Source organism: Alcanivorax nanhaiticus, from assembly GCF_000756665.1.
In the GTDB taxonomy this organism is placed as follows: Bacteria; Pseudomonadota; Gammaproteobacteria; order Pseudomonadales; family Alcanivoracaceae; genus Alcanivorax; species Alcanivorax nanhaiticus.
Genome location: NZ_ARXV01000004.1, coordinates 215,957 through 236,555 on the forward strand (window position 1 = coordinate 215,957; position 20,599 = coordinate 236,555).

At 55.9% G+C, this 20,599-nt stretch carries 17 protein-coding genes; 8 read left to right on the forward strand and 9 right to left on the reverse strand.

The window, feature by feature from the left end; genetic code table 11:
- Positions 1–97 precede the first annotated feature (97 nt).
- Together Y5S_RS06810 and nadC are read left to right on the forward strand one after the other, a co-directional pair.
- On the forward strand, positions 98–1,429 hold the full coding sequence (locus Y5S_RS06810; RefSeq protein ID WP_035231533.1) for an alanine/glycine:cation symporter family protein: 1,332 nt from the start codon (positions 98–100) through the stop codon (positions 1,427–1,429).
- A gap of 264 nt (positions 1,430–1,693) precedes the next feature.
- Positions 1,694–2,539 carry a carboxylating nicotinate-nucleotide diphosphorylase gene (gene nadC, locus Y5S_RS06815; RefSeq protein WP_035231535.1) on the forward strand — a complete coding sequence of 282 codons (846 nt, stop codon included), beginning with the start codon at positions 1,694–1,696 and terminating at the stop codon, positions 2,537–2,539.
- 10 nt (positions 2,540–2,549) lie between these two features.
- Here nadC and Y5S_RS06820 read toward each other — a convergent pair whose 3' ends face one another.
- Together Y5S_RS06820 and Y5S_RS06825 are read right to left on the reverse strand one after the other, a co-directional pair.
- Positions 2,550–4,007: an O-antigen ligase family protein gene (locus Y5S_RS06820; protein ID WP_197055114.1), complete on the reverse strand. Its 1,458-nt coding sequence runs from the start codon at positions 4,005–4,007 to the stop codon at positions 2,550–2,552.
- An 88-nt stretch (positions 4,008–4,095) separates the two neighbouring features.
- Positions 4,096–4,527 (reverse strand): pilin, encoded by a 432-nt coding sequence (locus Y5S_RS06825; protein WP_035231539.1) that lies wholly within the window; start codon positions 4,525–4,527, stop codon positions 4,096–4,098.
- Between the two features lie 415 nt (positions 4,528–4,942).
- Between Y5S_RS06825 and pilB the strand changes: the two genes are divergently transcribed.
- From pilB to Y5S_RS06850, 5 genes are all read left to right on the forward strand, one after another.
- The gene (pilB, locus tag Y5S_RS06830) at positions 4,943–6,637 is read left to right on the forward strand and encodes a type IV-A pilus assembly ATPase PilB (protein ID WP_035231540.1); all 1,695 of its coding nucleotides are present in this window, start codon (positions 4,943–4,945) and stop codon (positions 6,635–6,637) included.
- A 2-nt stretch (positions 6,638–6,639) separates the two neighbouring features.
- On the forward strand, positions 6,640–7,866 hold the full coding sequence (locus Y5S_RS06835) for a type II secretion system F family protein (RefSeq protein ID WP_035231541.1): 1,227 nt from the start codon (positions 6,640–6,642) through the stop codon (positions 7,864–7,866).
- Positions 7,867–7,931: 65 nt separating this feature from the next.
- Positions 7,932–8,744: a prepilin peptidase gene (locus Y5S_RS06840; protein WP_331280437.1), complete on the forward strand. Its 813-nt coding sequence runs from the start codon at positions 7,932–7,934 to the stop codon at positions 8,742–8,744.
- A 137-nt stretch (positions 8,745–8,881) separates the two neighbouring features.
- A complete protein-coding gene (gene coaE / locus Y5S_RS06845; RefSeq protein WP_035231545.1) occupies positions 8,882–9,484 on the forward strand; it encodes a dephospho-CoA kinase in 603 nt (200 codons plus the stop codon).
- A 76-nt stretch (positions 9,485–9,560) separates the two neighbouring features.
- A complete protein-coding gene (locus tag Y5S_RS06850) occupies positions 9,561–9,749 on the forward strand; it encodes a DNA gyrase inhibitor YacG (protein ID WP_035231547.1) in 189 nt (62 codons plus the stop codon).
- 154 nt (positions 9,750–9,903) lie between these two features.
- Here the strand turns inward: Y5S_RS06850 and Y5S_RS06855 are convergent, their stop codons facing one another.
- From Y5S_RS06855 to Y5S_RS06870, 4 genes are all read right to left on the reverse strand, one after another.
- Positions 9,904–10,845, reverse strand: coding sequence for a Nudix family hydrolase (locus Y5S_RS06855; protein WP_035231550.1), 942 nt, complete (start codon positions 10,843–10,845; stop codon positions 9,904–9,906).
- Positions 10,846–11,066: 221 nt separating this feature from the next.
- Positions 11,067–12,269, reverse strand: a complete 1,203-nt coding sequence (gene argJ, locus Y5S_RS06860; protein ID WP_156107626.1) for a bifunctional glutamate N-acetyltransferase/amino-acid acetyltransferase ArgJ — start codon at positions 12,267–12,269, stop codon at positions 11,067–11,069.
- A gap of 121 nt (positions 12,270–12,390) precedes the next feature.
- Positions 12,391–15,111, reverse strand: a complete 2,721-nt coding sequence (secA, locus tag Y5S_RS06865; RefSeq protein ID WP_052041450.1) for a preprotein translocase subunit SecA — start codon at positions 15,109–15,111, stop codon at positions 12,391–12,393.
- A gap of 319 nt (positions 15,112–15,430) precedes the next feature.
- A complete protein-coding gene (locus tag Y5S_RS06870) occupies positions 15,431–16,363 on the reverse strand; it encodes a peptidoglycan DD-metalloendopeptidase family protein (protein WP_035231556.1) in 933 nt (310 codons plus the stop codon).
- Positions 16,364–16,474: 111 nt separating this feature from the next.
- Between Y5S_RS06870 and Y5S_RS06875 the strand changes: the two genes are divergently transcribed.
- Positions 16,475–16,936, forward strand: coding sequence for a hypothetical protein (locus Y5S_RS06875; protein ID WP_035231558.1), 462 nt, complete (start codon positions 16,475–16,477; stop codon positions 16,934–16,936).
- Positions 16,937–17,029: 93 nt separating this feature from the next.
- On the opposite strand, the gene lpxC is transcribed toward Y5S_RS06875, so the two are convergent.
- The 3 genes from lpxC to ftsA all read right to left on the reverse strand — a co-directional run bounded on the left by lpxC (position 17,030) and on the right by ftsA (position 20,598).
- On the reverse strand, positions 17,030–17,947 hold the full coding sequence (gene lpxC / locus Y5S_RS06880; protein ID WP_035231559.1) for a UDP-3-O-acyl-N-acetylglucosamine deacetylase: 918 nt from the start codon (positions 17,945–17,947) through the stop codon (positions 17,030–17,032).
- 109 nt (positions 17,948–18,056) lie between these two features.
- Positions 18,057–19,223 carry a cell division protein FtsZ gene (gene ftsZ / locus Y5S_RS06885; protein WP_035231561.1) on the reverse strand — a complete coding sequence of 389 codons (1,167 nt, stop codon included), beginning with the start codon at positions 19,221–19,223 and terminating at the stop codon, positions 18,057–18,059.
- 139 nt (positions 19,224–19,362) lie between these two features.
- Entirely contained in the window at positions 19,363–20,598 is a 1,236-nt protein-coding gene (ftsA, locus tag Y5S_RS06890; RefSeq protein ID WP_035231565.1) for a cell division protein FtsA, read from the reverse strand.
- Between the last annotated feature and the right edge of the window lies 1 nt (position 20,599).

Here is a 20,599-nt window from a genome sequence, read left to right on the forward strand (position 1 = left end):
ATACCAAAGGGTGAATCAATTTCATGAGTGGCACCGGTCTTTTCCTCCGGTCGTATTTGTCCTAGCCTAAGTCTTTTCGGGGTTCTGGACGATGGACATGGAAGCTGCAGTTACGATTCTCAAACAAATCAGTGGATTTCTCTGGGGCTGGCCCGCCCTGATCCTGATCGCCGGCACCGGCATCTACCTGACCCTGGTGTTGCGTTTCCTCCCGATTCGACAGCTTGGCTTTGGTTTCAAACAGATGTTCGGCCCCCAAACCGGTGTGGGCACCATCGGAGCCGGGGCGGCACTCGCCACATCCCTCTCTGCCACAATAGGCACCGGCAATATTGTCGGCGTTGCCACCGCAATCCATTCCGGAGGGCCTGGCGCTCTGGTGTGGATGTGGCTGATCGCACTGGTCGGCATGGCCACCAAGTACGCGGAAGCCGTACTCGCGGTGCACTACCGGGAAAAGGACCACCGCGGACAGTATGTGGGTGGCCCCATGTACTACATCCGTAACGGCCTGGGTAAAAACTGGGGATGGATGGCCATCGCGTTTGCGGTCTTTGGCATGTTTGCCGGCTTCGGCATCGGCAATACCGTGCAGGCCAACTCAGTGGCCCACGGCCTGAATGACAGCTTTGGCCTTCCCACCTGGGTAACCGGATTGATCCTGGCGGTACTGGTAGGGCTGGTCGTCCTCGGCGGCATGAAGCGCATCGCCCATGTCGCCACGTTCGTGGTGCCCTTCATGGCACTGGCCTATCTGCTGGCAGGCCTGGTGGTACTGATCGACCACGCCAGTGCCATCCCTGATGCGCTCGCCCTGTGCTTCGAAAGTGCCTTCACCGGCACCGCGGCCGCAGGCGGTTTCGCGGGTGCACTGGTCAAGGAGGCTATCCGCTTCGGTGTTGCGCGCGGCATCTTCTCCAATGAAGCAGGCTTGGGCAGCGCCCCCATCGCCCACGCCTCCGCCAATACGGATCACCCGGCACGTCAGGGCTCCATCGCCATGCTCGGCACCTTTATTGACACCATCATTGTCTGCTCCATCACCGGCCTGGCCATTGTCTCCACCGGGGTCTGGACCAGCGGTGCCGAGGGGGCTCCGTTGTCCTCCATGGCGTTCTCCGCCACCTTTGGCAGCTTTGGCGACATCATCGTCGTGTGCGGCCTGGCGATCTTCGCTTTCACTACCTTGCTGGGCTGGAGCCTGTATAGCGAACGCTGCACCCAGTTTCTGTTTGGCGAGAAAGCCGTGATCCCCTTCCGAATCATCTGGGTAATCGCCATTCCCATCGGCGCCTATGTGAGCCTGGACTTTGTGTGGGCCCTGGCTGACATCATGAATATCCTGATGGCGATCCCGAACCTGATCGCCCTGCTACTGCTGTCGCCAATCGTGGTCATGCTCAGCCGGGAGTTCTTTGCGAAAAAGTGATGTGATTCGGCCGAACGACTGAAGCCGGACGTCTGACGCTACCCCTCAGGCGCTTTCTGGGGGAGTGGGCGTTCGACCACGATGCGCGATAGCGCCCTGGCGTTCTTTGCGGTAGAGGTGCCTCCCCCACAATGAAGGGGGCACGCCGCCGGACAAAGCGGATTAACACCCGGCTCCGCCACTGGTATCCTCACGGCCCGTCTTTACTGCAGTAAAGGTGGGCCGTTTTGATATTACCGTCGAAAAATCAGAGAGATCGCAGCCATGAGCCAGCCCCTGCCCGACTACATCCGTGATGACATCACCCGGAACGTGGCCTTTGCGCTGGAAGAAGACATTCGCGACGGGGATATCACCGCCCAGCTTATCGATGCCGACAGCACCAGCACCGCCACCATCATCACCCGCGAAGATGCCGTCATGTGCGGCATCGCCTGGGCAGACGAGGTATTCCGACAGTTGGGCGACGTGAAACTGGAATGGCATGTGGCCGACGGTGACCGGCTCACCCCGGACACCACCCTCTGCACCCTCAGCGGTAACACCCGCCAGATCCTCACCGGAGAGCGCACCGCCCTGAACTTCCTGCAGACACTCATGGGCACCGCCACCACAGCCCGCCGCTACGCGGACGCGGTAGCTGGTAGCCACGTCACCATCCTCGACACCCGCAAGACCCTCCCTGGGCTGCGTGCCGGGCAGAAGTACGCGGTACTCTGCGGCGGCTGCCAGAACCACCGCATCGGCCTCTACGATGCCTTCCTGATCAAGGAAAACCATGTGGCGGCGTGTGGAGGTATTACTGCAGCCATTGAGCGGGCACGGGCCTTGGCGCCGGAGAAGAAGATCATTGTGGAAGTGGAAACGCTGGAGGAGCTGCAGGAAGCTGCAGCGCTAAGACCAGATCAGATTATGCTGGATAATTTCAGCGCTGACATGCTGGCCGGCGCAGCAAAGATGAACATTGCCTCCAAGCTTGAGGTATCAGGAAATCTAACGGTAGAGGATGCAGCCAACCTACCAATCAGCCGCGAGTGGTTTCTGTCATCCGGAGCACTGACCAAACATGTTCGGGCGACGGATCTATCGCTAAGATTATCAGCGCCCTGACCGCATTGCCTCATTGCTCTAGCAAAATGTCAGCACCAGCCTCTCCGTCTTCAGAGCTCTCCACACTGGATGAGATTTTTTTACTCACGGAGGGCTCGGCATCATCCCATGATATCCCGCCCTGCAACCAGAATCGGGGGCCATCTGCACCATAGCCGGGGCGAAATTCAAAACTCACCAATCGTGAATAATCACGTATCGCAACATCTGCCAACCAAAAGGTTGCACACCCAAGCAACAACAGCAACCCACCGTTCCAGCCCCTCCCCCTATTGGATGGCACAGGAGAAACATGCGCACGGTCACATACAGCCCATACCGCCCCCCCCAGGATTGCCAGCCACGTTTGGGAATAAGGCATGGCAATGACTCCACTCACCATGGAATGAGACAACATTGCGAGCAAGGCATAAATCACCGCGCGCTCGTGTGCTTCCTGAACACCACCCTGCAACGCCGAAAACAATGATAAAAAGGCCCGCCCAAGCAATATCAAAACACCAAACAAGGCCAGCAGCCCCCATTCATAGGCTATCTGCATAAAAAGATTGTGGGGGTGCCCTTCACTGATCAAACGCTCCCCGGCGAACGCCATTCCTCCCCAGCCAAACCAGGGACGTTCAGCAATCTGAAGGAGCGAATGAAGCCATAGCCTGCTGCGCCCGGAAGAAGTACCAAGTAACGTTGAAACCTCCCTGCCGCTGTCGTGCATCCCCAGCTTTGGTGCGATTAACTGGAACAAGACTAGATAACAGACTAACCCGACACCTCCGCTGACAAGCATGACTCTCAATAAGGCACGATTCCCCAAATGGGGGAGAGCCATGACCAACATAACGAAAACGACGGCCAACCATGCCCCTCGGCTTTCCCCAACAAAAATACCAAGCCACCATACAATCAACAGCACGAACACGGCCGAAACCGTGACCGTCCTCCTGAGACTGACCGCCAAGGATGCTATCAAGGGAAGGCTTAATGCCTGAAATTGACCAAACCAACGAACGTTGTTGAATCCGTCCAAAAGCGCAATGGCATGGAGCGGTAATCCCGAGAAAAAAGCATTGGTCAATGCCGCGAGAAACTTAACCGATAAAATCGCCGCAATAATGAGCGAGACATAGGGCAACAGGAGCAAACAAGAAGGATGACGAAAAAAGAACAGACGGGCGTAAAGGAAAAGGCCCGACAGCCCCAATAAAAGAGCAAGCTCGGTGTAAGCCCAATGCAGGGAAACTGCTCCCCAAAGGCTTCCCGCCACCCCCACAGCCAGAACGGTAATCCCCACCCTGGAAATGACAGGCAAGACAGGCCATCCGCCACCTTTCATCATTTCTATTAGTAGCGCAATAAGAACCAGGCCGATAATGGCGATTTGCAGGAGGCGTTGTTGATCATGCCAGGAAACGTTGACTAGCAAATCAACGGTTGGAGACAACACTATCAGCGCAAGCACCAACCACATCATCTCGAATCTGAATTTCGTCATAGACAGATTGTGAGTTCAATAAAAAAGCGGGCCGAAGCCCGCTTTTTTGAACCGCAGTTAGTGAAATTTAGCTACACTGACCCGGCTTGAACTTGGCATCCATACCGGTAGTGGTACAGGTCCAAACACCATCCGCATCGCGATTCATGACCAGATCGTTGCCCAGAACCGCAGGATTGGCGTTCTTGATGTCACAAGTGATGCTACCAACACCTGTCGCAGCAGTGTATGTAGTAGTCAGGTCACAGTAAGAACCGGAACCTGCTTCCTGACCAATGAACCCAGCGTCAGTACGAGTCAGAGAAGGAGTCTTGCCTTCGTTAACCATCAGCTCAAATTGAGTCTTGAGGGGGGCCAGTTCCGCCAGCGCGGAAGAGGCTTGGGACTTGGCAACATAATCCTGATAAGCAGGGATCGCGATTGCAGCCAGAATACCGATAATGGCTACCACGATCATCAGTTCGATAAGGGTGAAACCCTGTTGCATTTGCTTCTTCATGTGTTCTCTCCAAACATTGGCAAATTTTTATTGAGCTCACCCTTGGCGAGCATCTGGGATCTACAGATGCACAGACTGGGCCAACTTTTTTCGTAGCTGATAATCTGCGGTTTTCACCCCACTGCTCGGTACTTTCGGGCATTTCAGATCACCCAATGGCCTCCCCCGCCTCCCCGGCCCACCAATGCCCCCCTTGTCACATAGCGACATATTTTGTCACCCTGCTGACACTCCTGCCCCACTGGCCATCACCCCACCCGGCTCTCGAAACCAAAACTTAACCACGAAGATGAGAAACACCCCGCAAGATGCTGATTTTTCGGTTCATGGCCTTCCCTGCACACCCCAGTCGGGGTATGTTAAGAAGAAAGTGTTGGGCCAACCGACCATACCAAGCATAAAGAAGCAGGTTGCCATGACTAACTTTACAGGCTTACCGAATCGACTCATCCAGCAAGGGCTTTTGAATCCTGAGGATGCACAAAAGTTTATCCTTGAGGCGCGCCAGGAGAAAACCGGCCTGGTCAGTTATCTCGTTAGCAGTGGCAAGCTCGCAGCCCAGGCGGTAGCCTGCACCGTCGCGGAAGAGTTCGGGGACCCGATTCTGGATCTCAGCGCTTTCCAGAAAGACAGCCTTGTCAAAGAACTGGTGGACCCTAAGCTGGTCACCAAGCACCATGTGTTACCCCTCTTCCGCCGTGGCAGCCGGCTTTTTGTCGCCGTCTCCGACCCAACCAATTTGGCAGCGCTAGAAGAGATTCGTTTCAACACCGGGCTCAATGTCGAGACCATCATTGTTGAAGAGGACAAGCTTTCCCAATGGATTGACCAACTGGAATCGGATGCTGAAGGCAGCGCCTTTGAAGATCTGGATGATGGGCTTGACGACCTTGATGTCTCAGCGGGCGACGAAAAAAACGACGAGACTCAATCAGGATCAGATGACGCCCCGATCGTGCGCTTCGTCAACAAACTTCTTCTGGATGCGATTAAAGGCGGTGCTTCTGATCTGCATTTCGAGCCTTACGAGAAATCATACCGGGTACGCTTCCGGCAGGATGGCATCCTGCAAACTGTTTCCAAACCCCCCATCAATATTGCCAGCAAGCTATCTGCCCGCCTGAAGGTCATGTCTCGCCTGGACATCTCCGAGCGCAGAGTTCCCCAGGATGGCCGGATCAAGCTCAAGATTTCAAAGACTCGCGCCATCGACTTTCGGGTTAACACATGCCCAACGCTTTTTGGCGAGAAAATCGTGCTTCGTATTCTCGACCCGGAATCTGCCAAAATGGGCATTGATGCCCTCGGCTATGAGGACTATCAAAAGCAGCTATACATGGATGCCCTGCACAAACCTCAGGGCATGATTCTGGTAACAGGCCCTACCGGCTCAGGCAAAACTGTTTCTCTGTACACTGGAGTAAACATTCTCAACACTCCAGAGCGCAATATCTCTACCGCCGAGGACCCGGTCGAAATTAACCTCGAGGGGGTTAACCAGGTCAACGTTAATCCCAAGCAAGGCATGGACTTTGCCTCTGCGCTTCGGGCCTTTCTGCGGCAAGACCCCGATGTCATTCTGGTTGGTGAAATTCGGGATCTTGAAACAGCGAACATTGCCATCAAGGCTGCGCAAACAGGTCATTTGGTATTGTCTACCCTGCACACCAACAGCGCTCCTGAAACTCTGACACGTCTCCGCAATATGGGGGTCCCCTCCTTCAATATTGCAACCTCGGTGCTACTGATCATTGCTCAGCGGCTAGCCCGGCGACTGTGCGAACACTGTAAAACCAAAGTGGACGTCCCAGAACAATCACTACTGGAAATGGGATTCACCGAAGAAGATGTTAGTAGCGGCATCAGCATTTATGGCCCTAAAGGGTGTGAAAAGTGCAAAAACGGGTATAAAGGACGCGTAGGCGTCTACGAGGTAGTCAAGATTACCGACGGCATCGCTCGAATCATTATGGAAGAAGGGAACTCTATCCAAATTGCAGACCAATGCCGTGCTGAAGGCTTTAATGACCTTCACAGATCCGGACTGATTAAAGCCATGCAGGGGGTAACCAGTCTGGAAGAAATTAACCGTGTAACAAGCGGACATTGATTATGGCGACCAAAACAGCAGAACAAAAAACAGCGACCTTCATTTATGAAGGGGTTGACCGAAAAGGCAAAAAAGTCAAAGGGGAAACCACTGGCAAGGTTCCAGCTCTGGTCAGGGCAGAACTACGCAAGCAGGGCATCAACGCAAAAAAAGTTGTCAAAAAGCGTGAAGTCAGCCTAGGCGGAAAAAAGAAAATCAAGCCGATTGACGTCACAATTTTTACTCGTCAGATGGCAACAATGATGAAGGCTGGCGTTCCCTTGGTGCAGGCATTTGAAATTGTAGCCGACGGCCTTGACAATCCCTCAATGAAAGATGTCGTCCTCAAGCTAAAAGCAGACGTTGAGAGTGGCAGCAATTTTGCGGGTGCGCTAAGCAAACATCCCGACCAGTTTGATGAGCTTTATTGCAGTCTGATTGATTCAGGCGAACAATCGGGCGCACTGGAAACCATGCTGGATCGAGTCGCTATCTATAAAGAAAAAAGCGAAGCACTCAAGCAAAAGATCAAGAAAGCGATGAAATATCCAGCCACAGTAGTAGTCGCTGCCGTCATCGTTACCGCTATTCTTCTATTAAAAGTTGTCCCCGTTTTTGAAGACCTATTCCAGGGCTTCGGGGCAGAACTTCCCGCATTCACCCAGTTTGTTATTGGCTTATCTGAAAGCTTACAGAACAACTTCCTGTTTATTATCGTCGGTATTATCGCGTTTTCAGTAGGGTTCTCCCAGCTCAAAAAACGCTCTGAGGCCTTCAGAAATACTCTTGACCGGCTTATTCTCAAGCTGCCTATCGTGGGGGACTTGGCATTCAAATCAACGATTGCACGATTTGCCAGAACATTGTCTACCACCTTCTCAGCAGGTGTGCCCTTGATTGATGCTCTTGATGCTTGTGCTGGTGCAACCGGCAACGTGGTATACCGCACAGCCGTACTCAATGTGAAGGAAGACGTTTCCACCGGCCAGCAGTTACAGTTTGCTATGCGAAGTACCGGCGTATTCCCGGCAATGGCTCTACAGATGACCGCAATTGGCGAAGAATCTGGCGCCTTGGATGCCATGCTTGAAAAAGTCGCTATCTATTATGAAGAAGAGGTTGATCACGCAGTAGATGGCCTGACCAGCATGATGGAGCCTCTTATTATGTCTGTCCTTGGGGTACTGATCGGCGGGCTGATCATTGCGATGTACCTCCCCATCTTCCAGATGGGCGCAGTAGTAGGTTAAAAATGCAGAGTTTTTTGCTCCTAATCTCGGAGAGCCCCTCACTCTTGGTTGGGCTTTGTGTTTTTTTGGGACTGCTGGTAGGCAGCTTCCTGAATGTTGTCACTTACCGGCTTCCGGAAATGATGCAACGGGAATGGCGCGCGGAAGCGCGGGAGATTCTTGAGCTGCCGGCGGAGACCGAACAGCCAATCTTCAACCTGGTGACACCTCGCTCGCGCTGCCCCAAGTGTGGCCATGCCATTGCCTGGTACGAAAATGTGCCCGTGGTCAGCTGGCTGGTACTCGGCGGCAAATGCAAGGACTGCAAGACCCCCATCAGCAAGCGTTACCCTCTGATCGAGATCACCAGCGGCCTACTGGCCGGCATCTGCGCCTGGCATTTCGGTTACGGTGGCTGGTTGGTGTTCACCCTGTTTGCCACCTGGCTGCTGCTCGCCGCTGCAATCATCGATGCTGATACCACGCTACTACCGGACTCCATGACGCTATTGCTGCTGTGGGCCGGATTACTGGCTGCGCTGCTGGGGGTATCGCCGGTGTCACTGCAAGATGCTGTGATCGGTGCCATGGCAGGTTACCTGTCCCTGTGGAGTGTCTATTGGCTGTTCAAGCTGATGACCGGCAAGGAAGGTATGGGTTTTGGTGACTTCAAGCTGCTGGCAGCACTGGGGGCTTTCGTTGGCTGGCAATATCTGCCATTGATTATTCTGCTCTCTTCCGTCGTCGGCCTAGTGTTTGCCATAGGCGGCATGATCTTCGGCGGCGAAAAGAGAGTCCAGATCCCATTCGGCCCCTATCTGGCCACCGCAGGCTGGATCGCCATGCTGTGGGGCGATACCATCGTCACCTCTTACTTGGCAATGTACAAGATCGGTTAATAGTTAATAGCTGAGAACCCCGTCCACACTCGTTGACAGGAAAGGGGCGCTTACCTCTATCAACTCCAGCGTCACCCAGGCACTGATATAAGACAGCAGGTTTTAACTTCTTTCGCCCTGATTAGGAGACTCCAAACGTGTTCGTAGTTGGCCTTACAGGCGGTATTGGTAGCGGCAAGACAGCAGCTACCGACTACCTGACAACCTTGGGCGTCACTATTGTGGATGCGGATCTGGCGTCCCGGGTGGTAGTCGAACCGGGCAAGCCGGCGCTGAAGGCCATTGCCGAGCGTTTTGGTGATCATGTGATTGCTGAAGATGGCGCTCTGGACCGTCGTGCATTGCGTGAGATCGTGTTTGCGGATCCGGATGCCCTGAAGGCGCTGGAAGGCATTACCCACCCGGCCATTGGCCAGGAGCTGCGGAATCAGATTGCAGCCAGCAAGTCTCCCTACACCGTTCTGGTGTCTCCCCTGCTGTTTGAAACCAGCCAGAAGGAGCTGGTGCATCGTACTCTGGTGATTGATGCGCCGGCAGAGCTGCAAGTAAAGCGCACCATGGCCCGGGATCATGTACCTGAGGAACAGGTGGCCGCCATCATGAAAGCCCAGCTGGAGCGAACCAAGCGGCTGGATCAGGCGGACGACGTGGTCGAGAATCATGGCTCACTGGAAAAACTGCACGGCGAGCTGGATGTGCTACACAAGCTTTATCTCGAACTGGCCGACAATCATTTTTGATGACGTCTGACGTCTGACGTCAAAAGCGATAGAATCCGGTCTTTCGCTTTCAACTGTCCATTATCAACTGAATCAAATGACTGACAAGACCACCCAGACCTACCCCTGTCCGCAGTGCAAGAAACTCACCCGTTGGGACAACAACCCCTGGCGGCCGTTCTGCTGTGAGCGCTGCAAGTTGATTGATCTGGGGGATTGGGCGGCCGAGCGCCATGCAATTCCCGGAGATCCGGAAATACCCGGAGCCGACTTCGATGAACAGTGAAGGCTGCCCGACCGGCATCCCCTATCAAGGGTTTGCCTGTCTTTTTCTTTATGTTTAAGCGCATGAGGCCGCGCCCAAAATCCGGGCGCGGCCTCATGCATTGAAGTCACAACAACGCGCTATCGCGCCGCTATTCACCATTCACTGTTAACGGTTAACTCCAGAACGCCCGAATCCCAGCCACGCCTACCGCCCCATGCTCCCGGGCGCGACTGATGTCCTCCGGCCCCACCCCGCCCAGCATGTAGCAGGCTAACGGCAACCCCGTGGCCCATTGCCCCGCCTTTTCCCAGCCCAGTGCGGACTGATCAGGATGGGTGGCGGTCGGATTGACCGGGGATAACAGGGCGCTATCGAGACCCAGCGAGACCGCCTTGTCCAGTGCCTGTTGATCATGGCAGGCCGCGCTCACCAAGCCGCCGAAATCCGGGCGGGCATCACAATCCGCCAATACCGTCCCAGGCAAATGCAATCCAAACACGCCCTCTGGGATACCCCCCGCCACACCCTGCGGAGAATCTGCACGCAGCCATACTTTCAGGCCCTCGGCGGCACAGGCCTCCAGCACGGTGTCTCTGGCCGGGTGATGGGTCCAGCTACGCAGGTAAAGGCCCGTTCTGAGCGGGTCCAGCCGTTTGATACCGTCCAGCAGCTGCTCCAGAGAAAAAGCGTCCGGGGCAATAGCAAGCAAGGGAGGCAGGGTAATGGCCGTGACCACCGGCTGGTTGGCCGCCGGGAACGTCAGGCCGGGTAGCTGCTCCAGGGTAAACCATTCCACCTGCTGCCCTTCCCGTCCTTCAGGCACGCCGCGCCATGCTGTCACGTCACGGAAGTGCAGCGTCACATGAAGGTCGGGATACTGATGAGCGATAGTCATGAACGGCGAGGAAAGCGAATCCTCCATTCCCAGCTCCTCATGGAGCTCACGGGCCAGGGCATCAGACAAGCGCTCTCCACCCTCCACCTTCCCACCAGGAAATTCCCAGCGCCCGCCCTGGTGCTTGTTGTCCGGCCGTTTGCTCAGGCAGATACGACCGTCCTCACCACGAATGATGGCGGCAACGACAGTGATGGCGGGGGTAGGTTCGGTAGTCATGAGTGCCTTGTTCTTGTCTGATACCCAGGTGACACAGAGGCCTTAGCTGTGAGTCTGCCAGAGTAACGAGAAGCGAGTTTCGAGTTGCGAAAATCAGAAAACCGGTTTTGCCTTTCGAAACTCGTTACTCGAAACTCGCTTTTGCCCTGGTCTTAATCCTCAATCGCCTGCCGTCAGGCTCCTACGGCTGCGTGTTACGTGAAGCGTGATGCCTGTTGCGTCTAAGTCCTGTATTCCGCGTTGATCTTCACGTAGTCGTAGCTGAAATCACAAGTCCAGACCGTGCATTCGCCCTGCCCGGCTGCCAGATCGGCACGAATAACGATTTCGGGTTTGGCCATGACTGCTGCGCCGTCGGCTTCTTTGTAGCTTTCCGCCACACCGCCCTGCTCCACCAGCAATACATCGCCAAGCCACAAGCTGACCTTGTCCACATCCAGCTCAGCGATGGGCGCGCGACCAATAGCGCCAAGAATACGACCCCAGTTAGGGTCTGAGGCAAACAGCGCTGTTTTGACCAACGGGGAGTGGGCAATGGTTTCAGCCACGGCTCGAGCATCGCTATCGGAAGCCGCGCCAGTGATAGTAATTTCTACAAACTTGGTTGCCCCTTCACCGTCACGAACCAGTGCCTGGGCCAGCTCGACGAACACGGATTCCAACGCATCGAACAGCACCTGGCTGCGATCATCCAGTGCGGTGATCTCGTCCAGTTTGGCCTGCGCGGTGCTGATCAGCATGCAGGCATCATTGGTAGAGGTATCGCCGTCCACCGTCACCCGGTTAAAGGACTTGTCTGCCAACGCCTTTACCCACTGATCCAGCAACGGCTTGGCGATGGGAGCATCGGTGGCAATGTAGCCCAGCATGGTGGCCATGTTCGGCTTGATCATGCCAGAGCCCTTGGACATGCCGGTCACGGTAATCGGCACCCCGTCGATTTCCACCCGGCGGCTGGCCACTTTCGGGTAGGTATCGGTGGTCATGATGCCTTCCGATGCCCGTCCCCAGTGATGCTCGTCCAGCTCGGCCAGCGCCATGGGGATACCTTTGGCAAACGCATCCAGGGGAAACTGCTCACCAATCACACCAGTGGAATACGGCAGGATTTCCTCTTCCCGGCAACCGGTGGCCTCGGCCAGAAGTTTGCAACTGGCCAGGCAGTTGTCCAGGCCCTTCTTGCCGGTACCCGCGTTGGCATAGCCAGTGTTGATCATCAGGTATTTGGGTGCGGCTTTCGCCAGACGTGCTTTAGCCACCTGCACCGGCGCAGCGCAGAAACGGTTCAACGTAAACACGCCACTGACACGGGCCTCATCCGCCAATTCCAGAACCACCAGATCCTTGCGATTGGCTTTCTTGATACCCGCCTCCACTGCTGCAAGCCGCAGTCCGGGAACCGGCAACCACTCTGTTTGTGTCATAACCATTTCCTTGAAAAATCAGCTACGAGCTCCGAGCTGACAGACAAAACAAAGAAAAGCACCGGCGTTCACCGGTGCTTTTTTCTTTTCTCGCAGCTAGAAGCTAGTCGCTCGAAGCTGTTTATTCAATCTTACCGTGGCACTGCTTGTACTTCTTGCCGGAGCCACAGGGGCAAGGCTCATTCCGGCCGACCTTGCGACCTTCACGAACCACAGTGCCTGACTGCTGGGCAGCGCTCTCTTCACCGGAGGCAGATTCAGTACCAGGCTCGGCCACCGCCTGCATCTTCATCTTTTCTGCCTGGCGGCGGGCTTCCTCCTGGCGCTGCTGCTCCATGCGCTCCAGTTCATCATCACGTCGCACCTGGAAGCTGTGCAAAACCCGGATCAGTTCGTGCTGAATCTGGTTAAGCAGGTTCTGGAACAGCTCGAAAGCTTCTTTCTTGTATTCCTGCTTGGGGTTCTTCTGCGCATAGCCACGCAGGTGAATACCCTGACGCAGATGATCCATGCTGGCCAGATGCTCTTTCCAGTGACGATCCAGAATCTGCAGCATCAAATGTTTTTCAATGCGGCGCAGATCTTCTGCGCCGATCTCGGCTTCCTTGCGCAGGTAGTCCTCTTCCAGATTTTCCACCAGCTTCTCAATGATGCCGTCAATGTGCAGCTGATTATCTTCGTTTAACCACTGCCCAACCGGAGCCTTGCTCTGGAATTCAGCATCCAGGGTCTTTTCAAGACCGGGAACATCCCACTGGTCTTCCACAGAACCCGGCGCCATATAGCTGCTCACCACTTCCTGAATCACATCAAAGCGAATGCCTTTGACCGAATTGGTGAGATCGTCCGTTTCCAGAATCTGGTCTCGCTGGCTATAGATCACCTGACGCTGATCATTGGCCACATCATCGTATTCCAGCAGGTTTTTACGGATATCGAAGTTACGACCTTCCACCTTGCGTTGAGCATTCTCGATAGCGCGGGTCACCCAGCGATGCTCAATGGCCTCACCGTTTTCCAGCCCCAGTGAACGCATCATTCCGCGGATCCGGTCGGAGGCGAAGATGCGCATCAAATCATCTTCCATGGACAGGAAGAAACGGGTGTAACCCGGATCGCCCTGACGACCAGCACGACCACGCAGCTGGTTATCAATTCGACGGGATTCATGGCGTTCCGAGCCGATAATGTGCAGACCTCCGGCCTCCATCACCTTGTCATGATTGGCCTGCCACTCGGCACGAATCTTCTCCGCTTGTGCCTCAGACGGCTCGTCCATGTGCTTGATCTGCTCTTCCGGATTACCGCCAAGCATGATGTCGGTACCCCGACCCGCCATGTTGGTGGCAATGGTCACCGCACCCGGACGACCAGCCTGGGCGATGATCTGGGCTTCGCGCTGGTGGAACTTCGCGTTCAGTACTTCGTGATGAATCTTGTCCTGCTTGAGGCGCTTGGAGAGATATTCAGAGGCCTCAATGGTAGCGGTCCCCACCAACACCGGTGCACCCTTGGCTACCGCTGTCTTGATCTCTTCCACAATGGCATCGAATTTTTCCTGCAGGCTGAGGTAAACCAAATCGTTGGCGTCCACTCGAACCATGGGCTTGTTGGTGGGAATCACCACCACATCCATGCCGTAAATCTGACGGAATTCCACCGCTTCAGTATCGGCAGTACCAGTCATACCCGCCAACTTGTTGTAGAGGCGGAAGTAATTCTGGAAGGTGGTCGACGCCAGCGTCTGGTTTTCCTGCTGGATGTTGACCCCTTCCTTGGCTTCGATAGCCTGGTGAATGCCCTCGGACCAACGACGACCGGGCATGGTACGACCGGTATGCTCATCCACAATCACGATCTGACCGCCCTGGACGATATAATCCCGATCCACATGGAACAGCGCGTGAGCCTTGAGGGCCGCATGCACGTGGTGCAGCAATGTCAGGTTATGGGCAGCGTAAAGACTTTCACCCTCTTCCAGCAGACCATTGCTGACCAGCAGGCCTTCAATTTTCTGGTGGCCATCTTCAGTCAGTTCAACCTGACGCTGCTTCTCGTCAACGTAGAAATCGCCCCCCTCATCACCTTCTTCTTCCTGCTTCTTCAGGTTTGGCATCAGTTTGTTGATGGCCATGTAAAGCTCGGAGGAATCAGCCGCAGGACCGGAGATAATCAGCGGGGTACGGGCCTCGTCAATAAGGATGGAATCTACCTCATCCACCACTGCATAGTTCAAGCCACGCTGCACGCGGTCTTCCAGGCGAAATGCCATGTTGTCGCGCAGGTAATCAAAGCCGTATTCGTTGTTGGTGCCATAAGTAATGTCAGCAGCATAAGCTTCACGTTTCTGCTCTGAGGGCTGCTGGGACAGAATGATGCCCACGCTCAGGCCAAGGAATTCGTAAAGCGGGCGCATCCAGTTGGCGTCACGCTCGGCCAGATAATCGTTCACCGTGACGACGTGCACGCCCTCACCGGACAACGCATTAAGGTAAACCGGCAGTGTGGCGGTCAGGGTTTTACCCTCACCGGTACGCATTTCGGAAATACGCCCTTCGTGCAGAGAAATGCCACCCATCATCTGTACGTCAAAATGGCGCATCCCCATGACGCGTGTGGAGGCTTCACGAACCACCGCAAACGCTTCCGGCAGCAGCTCATCCAGCGTCTTGCCCTGCTGATAGGCCTCCCGGAATTCCCGGGTTTTGAATTGCAGATCCGCATCGCTGAGTTGCGCCAGCGCTTCCCCATAACCATTGATCGCCTCAACCAACTTGCCCATGCGCTTGAGCTCGCGATCATTCTTGGTGCCGATAATTTTTTTTACGATGGTACCGAGCATAAAACTTCCGCTTCTGTATGAGTTAGGCCAGCTGCACATCTGCACAATCCGGCATCAGGACAGGGCGCCGGCCATCACGGCCAAAAGGGCTGAAAGCCCCGTCCATTTCCCTTGCCGCCGAACGGTGACAAGGAAGTTGAGACGCAAAAACAAACAAAGGTCTCCGGAAAGCTCCGAAATATCAGATAAGGTCTGACCAGAGCATCCCCCTAAAGGAGAGCCATTCTAAACACAATAATGTGGAGAGATAAGGTGGTAATCACGGATATCAAGGGGTGACCACAAAAAACGGCCCAGAGCGGGCCGTTTTTTATAACTATCAGCGTCTTGCCCGATAGATATAGGGCTGCGGATTGACCTGGGCCCCATTCTTCAGGACCTCATAATGGACGTGGGGCCCGGTGGAGCGGCCGGAATTACCCACCTTCGCAATGACATCTCCAGTGCGCACAATCTCACCAGGTTCCACCAGCAGCTCCACAGCATGACCATAGCGAGTGGTGATCCCATTGCCGTGGTTGATCTCTACCAGCTTGCCGTAACCGGACTTGACCCCTGAGAAGGTCACCACACCCGAACCGGTAGCCACAATGGGGGTACCTTCCTTACCGGCGAAATCCACCCCTTTGTGCCAGGCTACGCGCCCCGTGAAGGGATCGGAACGACGGCCGAAACGGCTGGACATCCAACCCTTGGTCAGCGGACGGCCCGACAACCAGGTTTGATCCTCAATCTGCTTGTCTGCCAGCAAATCTTCCAGAATATCCAGCTGGCGCTCGCGGCGCTCCAGGGTGACTGCCATCTGGTCTACCGCTTCCATAAAGGAGGGCAGCTCATAGCTGGTCCCCTCATCAGCGGATTCCGGACCACCCAGGCCGGGCACGGTGCTGAAATCGAACTCGTCGCTGCCCACGTCAGCCACTTCCACCAGCCGCTCACCCAGTGCATCCAAGCGCACCAGACGGGCCTGCGCCTGGGCCAACTTCAGGGTCAGGGCCCGGAACTGTTCCTGGCTCAGCTGATCCAGTTCCGACAGGGCTTTTTCCTGCTCATTGAGCTGATCAGCAAAACGCGCCGTCATTAAAGGTGTATATTCGGGTTGATCGCTGACGTGATAAACCAGTTGGTAAGCGCCCACTCCGATCAGGGCCGGCAACAGCACAAAGACCGCCGCCAGCAACCAGGGCCAGTGCCTGGGAACCGGAAGTGTGCGCGAATGGCCGCGCCGGCTGTTAATGACTATGATGTTCATATCGTTGAGTAACGCACTAGTTAATTAAGGCTAACGCCAAAAAATTCAGCAACTTACGCCAGCTTTTTAAAATATTTTTTCATAGCTGGCAGGCTAGTCTATGAAAAACCCATGAGCAAGACAACTTCGCCCAAAGCGTTCAAGGCCCTGCTAAGCGGTAATCGCATTCTTGCAGAGCTTGCCAAGCAGGCACGCAAGTCACCCGCTGCCGAGGAGCAAGATCCCCGAGACTGCTTGCCTCCAGCCCTGCGTGAGCGCGTGACACTGGTCCGTGACCAGCATCGCTGGCTGGCTCTGGTAGAAACCAGCGCCACAGCCCAGTTGTTGCGGTTCCACTTGCCTCGCTTGCAACAAGCCCTGCCCGGCGAGCAAGTCAAAATTGTGGTTGGAGGCAAACGCCAGCCGCTATCCGCCGGACAAGCGACGCCAAATAACCAAAGCAATTACCAGGCCAAGGGGCCAACGTTGAGCAAAGAAAGCGCTGGATATATCCAGGCACTGGCTGACGATATCGAGGACGACGCGCTCAAGGCATCACTACTACGGCTGGCCAGCCGCTGGGAATCTGAATAGACGAAACGACAAAAGCAATAACAGGCCCGAAGGGTACCAGCCGGCGGCGGGAGAACCGCCAGCTGGTAACAGGGCTTCGACGTGGCTAATGCCTTATTCGGCGGCAGCCAGCACCGGGCGCATGTAAGACACCGGTGCGTCAGTGGCATCCTCAAAGGTCACCACTTCATAGGAATCCTCCTGCCGGAGAATTTCCCGCAACAGCGCATTATTGAGGGCATGGCCTGACTTGTGGCCAATGAACTCGCCAATCAGGCTGTGCCCGAGCAGATAAAGGTCGCCAATGGCGTCCAGCATCTTGTGTTTGACGAACTCATCCTCATAACGCAAACCGTCTTCATTGAGGATACGGTATTCATCCACCACGATGGCGTTATCCACGCTGCCACCCAGAGCCAGGTTCTGGCTGCGCAGAAACTCGATGTCGCGCATGAAGCCGAACGTCCGCGCCCGCGCCACTTCCTTCACGAACGAAGTCGTGGAGAAATCGATGCTGGACACCTGGTTACGATCTTCAAACACCGGGTGATCGAACTCGATGGAGAACGTCACCTTGAAGCCATCGAAGGGCACGAAAGTTGCCGTTTTGTCGCCCTCTCGCACCGTCACTTCCTTCTTGATGCGAATGAACTTCTTGGCTGCTTCCTGCTCCTTGATACCGGCAGATTGCAACAGGAAGACGAACGGACCGGCACTGCCGTCCATGATCGGCATTTCCGGGGCCGACAGTTCCACAAAGGCATTATCAATGCCCAGGCCCGCCATGGCGGACAGGAAATGCTCCACGGTACCGACTTTGACGCCGTCCTGAACCAGCGTTGACGACAGAGTGGTTTCACCCACGGCATCTGCCGCCGCCTTGATCTCGACCACCGGGTCCAGGTCCACACGCCGGAATACGATACCGGTATCCACCGGTGCCGGGCGAACGGTCATGTAGACCTTTTCGCCGGTGTGCAGGCCCACGCCGGTGGCGCGGATCACATTTTTCAGTGTACGTTGTCTGATCATCAGTCTGTCACACAGCTGCGGGTATCCTGAAGGATACCGCTTTCCTCAACACAAAATTAGGGCCGGATTATACTCCAACTACCTGATTTTGCACCAATGCGAGCCACCGTTAGTCGGCCTGGCGACGCAGGAAGGTCGGAATATCGATGAAATCCAGATCTTCCGCGGTGTTTACCGCCTGCTGGCCACGACCGCCGGCAGCCTGCTGGGCAGCGCGCTTGCGCTCTACCGCCGGGCGATCCAGATCGCTGTAGTCCACACGACCGTCTGCGGCAACGGGGGTCTGACGCCCACGCACCACTTTTAGTTCCTGAGCGGCGGCGCCCAGGCCAGTGGCCACTACGGTCACGCTGATGCTGTCGCCCATATCCGGGTCGATGGCGGTACCAATGATCACGTTGGCATCTTCGCCGGCCAGCTCACTGACGATCTCGCCCACTTCGGAGAACTCATCCAACGCGATGGACTCGTTGGCGGTGATGTTCACCAGAATACCGCGGGCGCCACGCAGATCCACATCTTCCAGCAGCGGGCTGGAGATGGCCGCACGGGCCGCTTCGGCAGCACGCTCTTCGCCGCTGGCGGTGCCGGAACCCATCATGGCGGTACCCAGCTCGCTCATCACGGTACGCACGTCGGCGAAATCCACGTTGATCATGCCGGGGCGAACGATCAGGTCAGCAATCCCCTTCACCGCACCCTGCAGTACGTCGTTGGCGGCCTTGAAGGCGTCCAGCAAGCTGGTGGAACCACCCAGTACGGACTGCAGCTTCTCGTTGGGGATGGTGATTAGAGAGTGGACGTGCTCTTTCAGCTCCTCGATACCTTCCTGGGCAGAACGCATGCGCTTCTTGCCTTCGAACGGGAACGGCTTGGTGACGACCGCCACGGTCAGAATACCCAGCTCCTTGGCAATCTCGGCCACCACCGGGGCCGCACCGGTACCGGTACCACCACCCATGCCGGCGGTCACGAATACCATGTCGGCACCGTCCAGCAGCTCGGCAATGCGATCACGGTCTTCCAGGGCAGACTGGCGACCGATTTCCGGGTTGGCACCGGCACCGAGGCCCTTGGTGACCTGGCTACCCAGCTGGATAACGGTCTTGGCTTGGGCATTCCGCAGCGCCTGGGCATCGGTGTTGGCGCAGATGAAATCCACCCCTTCCACACCGGAACGCACCATGTGATCTACGGCATTACCACCGCCGCCGCCAACACCGACTACTTTAATTACTGCGCCATGAGGCACGCTGTCTTCCAATTTGAATTGCATGGTTAATCTCCCGTTTTCATCCCTGTTTACTACTTGTTTCACGTCGAAGTGTCCCGGTGGTGTTACCGCGGCCCGGAACCGCCGCTTGCGCCTGGTTTACGCCTCTCGCGTATTGCATGAAGCGTGTTTGCATCTCTTGTTAAAAATTGCCTTTGAACCAGCTTTTGAAACGCTCCAGCCAGTCCACTTGGCCGCCTCCGGATTGAACACGGGGGCTGCCGCCTTCCTTTTCCATGCGCTGGCCGTACAACAGCAGGCCCACCGCAGTGGAATAGATCGGGTTCTTGACCACATCGGTGAGACCGGAGATGCCCTGTGGGCTACCCAGCCGTACCGGCATGTGAAAAATTTCCTCTGCCAGATCCACCGCCCCTTCGATCTTGGAGGAGCCACCGGTGAGCACGATGCCACCAGGAATCAGATCCTCGTAACCGGAACGGCGAATCTCGGCCTGCACCAGGGTGAACAGCTCGTCGTAACGCGGCTCCACCACTTCCGCCAGATTCTGGCGGCTGAGGGTGCGCGGCGGCCGGTCGCCCACGCTGGGCACCTTGATGGTTTCATCCGCCCCCGCCAGTTGGGTCAGGGCGCAGGCATACTTGATCTTGATCTCGTCGGCGTGCTGCTTGGGGGTACGCAGGGCCATGGCGATATCGTTGGTCACCTGATCACCAGCAATCGGAATATTGGCGGTATGGCGAATCGCTCCTTCGGTGAAGATGGCGATATCGGTGGTGCCGCCGCCAATATCCACGATGCAAACACCCAGTTCGCGTTCATCTTCTGTCAGCACCGCATGAGCACTGGCCAACTGCTCGAGAATGATGTCGTCCACTTCCAGGTTGCAGCGGCGCACACATTTCTCGATGTTCTGGGCCGCATTCACCGCGCAGGTCACCAGGTGTACCTTGGCCTCCAGACGCACACCGCTCATGCCGATGGGCTCGCGCACCCCTTCCTGGTTATCCACCACATATTCCTGCGGCAGCACGTGCAGGGTTTTCTGATCCGCCGGAATCGCCACGGCCTGGGCCGCATCAATCACCCGGTCGATATCCGCCTGAGCCACTTCTCGATCACGAATCGCCACAATGCCGTGGGAATTCAGGCTGCGAACATGGGAGCCGGCAATACCCGCGTACACGGTGTGAATATGACAACCCGCCATCAGCTCAGCTTCTTCCACCGCACGCTGGATGGAACGCACGGTAGCTTCGATATCCACCACCACGCCTTTCTTCATCCCCCGCGAGGGCTGCGAACCGATCCCCACAATTTCCATGGTGCCATCGGCAGCTGTCTGCCCGACGATGGCCACCACCTTGGAGGTGCCGATGTCGAGTCCGACAATCATGTTTTCAGTTGCAGTTGCCATG

Coding starts and splice junctions, on each gene's coding strand:
- pilB (WP_035231540.1), top strand. CDS start 4,943: ATGACTAACTTTACAGGCTTACCGAATCGACTCATCCAGCAAGGGCTT.
- Y5S_RS06825 (WP_035231539.1), bottom strand. CDS start 4,527: ATGAAGAAGCAAATGCAACAGGGTTTCACCCTTATCGAACTGATGATC.
- Y5S_RS06855 (WP_035231550.1), bottom strand. CDS start 10,845: ATGACTACCGAACCTACCCCCGCCATCACTGTCGTTGCCGCCATCATT.
- Y5S_RS06810 (WP_035231533.1), top strand. CDS start 98: ATGGAAGCTGCAGTTACGATTCTCAAACAAATCAGTGGATTTCTCTGG.
- lpxC (WP_035231559.1), bottom strand. CDS start 17,947: ATGATCAGACAACGTACACTGAAAAATGTGATCCGCGCCACCGGCGTG.
- ftsZ (WP_035231561.1), bottom strand. CDS start 19,223: ATGCAATTCAAATTGGAAGACAGCGTGCCTCATGGCGCAGTAATTAAA.
- Y5S_RS06875 (WP_035231558.1), top strand. CDS start 16,475: ATGAGCAAGACAACTTCGCCCAAAGCGTTCAAGGCCCTGCTAAGCGGT.
- Y5S_RS06835 (WP_035231541.1), top strand. CDS start 6,640: ATGGCGACCAAAACAGCAGAACAAAAAACAGCGACCTTCATTTATGAA.
- Y5S_RS06870 (WP_035231556.1), bottom strand. CDS start 16,363: ATGAACATCATAGTCATTAACAGCCGGCGCGGCCATTCGCGCACACTT.
- nadC (WP_035231535.1), top strand. CDS start 1,694: ATGAGCCAGCCCCTGCCCGACTACATCCGTGATGACATCACCCGGAAC.
- argJ (WP_156107626.1), bottom strand. CDS start 12,269: ATGACACAAACAGAGTGGTTGCCGGTTCCCGGACTGCGGCTTGCAGCA.
- secA (WP_052041450.1), bottom strand. CDS start 15,111: ATGCTCGGTACCATCGTAAAAAAAATTATCGGCACCAAGAATGATCGC.
- Y5S_RS06820 (WP_197055114.1), bottom strand. CDS start 4,007: ATGATGTGGTTGGTGCTTGCGCTGATAGTGTTGTCTCCAACCGTTGAT.
- Y5S_RS06850 (WP_035231547.1), top strand. CDS start 9,561: ATGACTGACAAGACCACCCAGACCTACCCCTGTCCGCAGTGCAAGAAA.
- ftsA (WP_035231565.1), bottom strand. CDS start 20,598: ATGGCAACTGCAACTGAAAACATGATTGTCGGACTCGACATCGGCACC.